Origin of the sequence: Candidatus Erwinia dacicola, from assembly GCF_001756855.1 — a bacterium.
In the GTDB taxonomy this organism is placed as follows: domain Bacteria; phylum Pseudomonadota; class Gammaproteobacteria; order Enterobacterales; family Enterobacteriaceae; genus Erwinia; species Erwinia dacicola.
Map to the genome: position 1 here is coordinate 1 of NZ_MAYS01000543.1, position 1,742 is coordinate 1,742.

Here is a 1,742-nt window from a genome sequence, read left to right on the forward strand (position 1 = left end):
ATCACTTTACCATCGCCAGATCTTTGCAACAATGCCGGAGAAGCCGGGGTTTGCGGTGCTAATGAAGGGCTTCCTGGGTACCGACCCGTACCAGTGCATCCTGTGCAAGGGCCGACTGCGTTTTGCCGGCGCTCAGGCAGGAACGCAGGCGATGGCATGACTGTCGGAAAGGTTGCGTGGAATGGAGAAAAAGCGATGGTTGCGGATGCCTGAGCCGGATTAGTGTGCCTGAAAAGATGCCATATTTGCAGTACCAGCGGACGGCCCACAGGATAATATGACGCTCAAAATGTCGATCTTTAAATGGGTTTATGTGCTGCTCCTTCAACTAAACAGTGGCATCAGTTTACCATCGCCAGATCTTTGCAACAGTGCCCCGTAGCCTGACTGCTGACTGCAACTAGGTGAATCGTATCAGTCAGTGACGCGTTACGAACTGACGGCGGTTTGATAAAATGCATGAAAATCGCGCATCGCGACAGTTACGGGCTTACGCGCTGCGCAGAATTCAGCTATGGTAATGCATATTAAAATTGCCGTGAGTTCTTTCCGGCAGTTTACCGGTCACCATTATCATAGATAATGTAAAGTTATTAAGGAGTTAAGCTATGGCTGTAACTAAGCTGGTTCTGGTTCGTCACGGCGAAAGCCAGTGGAACAACGAAAACCGTTTCACCGGTTGGTACGACGTTGATCTGTCAGACAAAGGCCGCACCGAGGCGAAAGCCGCCGGTCAGCTGTTAAAGAAAGAAGGTTTCACCTTCGATTTCGCTTACACTTCTGTGCTGAAACGTGCCATCCACACCCTGTGGAACATTCTGGATGAAGTTGACCAGGTGTGGCTGCCGGTCGAGAAATCTTGGCGCCTAAACGAGCGTCATTACGGTGCGCTGCAGGGTCTTAATAAAGCAGAAACCGCACAGAAATACGGTGACGATCAGGTTAAGCAGTGGCGGCGTGGCTTTGCCGTGACGCCACCAGAGCTGGACCGCGCCGATGAGCGTTTCCCTAGCCACGACCGGCGTTATGCGTCACTGACCGCAGAGCAGCTGCCAACCACCGAAAGCCTAGCGCTGACCATCGATCGCGTTCTGCCACACTGGAACGAATCTATCCTGCCACGTATGAAAAGCGGCGAGAAAGTGATCATCGCGGCCCATGGTAACTCCCTGCGTGCGCTGGTGAAATACCTAGACAACATGAGCGAAAAAGAGATCCTCGAGCTGAACATCCCAACCGGCGTGCCGCTGGTGTATGAGTTCGACGAAAACTTCAAACCAATCAAACACTACTACCTAGGCGATGCCGACGAGATTGCCGCGAAAGCCGCAGCCGTAGCTAACCAGAGCAAAGCAAAATAATTGCGCCTGATTGAAAAAAAAACCGCCATCGTGGCGGGTTTTTGGCACTGTTGCAAAGATCTGGCGATGGTAAACTGATGCCACTGTTTAGTTGAAGGAGCAGCACATGAACCCATTTAAAGGTCGACATTTTGAGCGTCATATTATCCTGTGGGCCGTCCGCTGGTACTGCAAATATGGCATCAGTTATCGTGAGCTGCAGGAGATGCTGGCTGAGCGAGGGGTAAATGTCGATCACACCACGATTTATCGATGGGTTCAGCGTTCTGCACCTGAGATGGAAAAGCGGCGGCGCTGGTACTGGCGTCAACCTTCCGGTTTTGGCTCATGGCATCTCGATGAAACCTACGTGAAGGTCAACGGACGCTGGGCTTATCTGTA

2 protein-coding genes and 1 pseudogene are annotated in these 1,742 nt (G+C 51.9%); 2 read left to right on the plus strand and 1 reads right to left on the minus strand.

Annotated elements, in window-relative coordinates:
- Positions 1–235 precede the first annotated feature (235 nt).
- A pseudogene (locus BBW68_RS18105) lies at positions 236–313 on the minus strand (IS6 family transposase); the annotation flags it as partial.
- Positions 314–608: 295 nt separating this feature from the next.
- On the opposite strand from BBW68_RS18105, the gene gpmA reads away from it, so the two are divergent.
- Both gpmA and BBW68_RS13600 read left to right on the plus strand, forming a co-directional pair.
- Positions 609–1,361: a 2,3-diphosphoglycerate-dependent phosphoglycerate mutase gene (gene gpmA, locus BBW68_RS13595; protein ID WP_070135758.1), complete on the plus strand. Its 753-nt coding sequence runs from the start codon at positions 609–611 to the stop codon at positions 1,359–1,361.
- Positions 1,362–1,467: 106 nt separating this feature from the next.
- Positions 1,468–1,742, plus strand: a 275-nt coding sequence (locus BBW68_RS13600; protein WP_148127483.1) for an IS6 family transposase, incomplete at its 3' end; no start/stop codon positions are given.

Excerpts from the sequence above, each read along its gene's own strand:
- gpmA (WP_070135758.1), top strand. The coding sequence starts at position 609 with ATGGCTGTAACTAAGCTGGTTCTGGTTCGTCACGGCGAAAGCCAGTGG.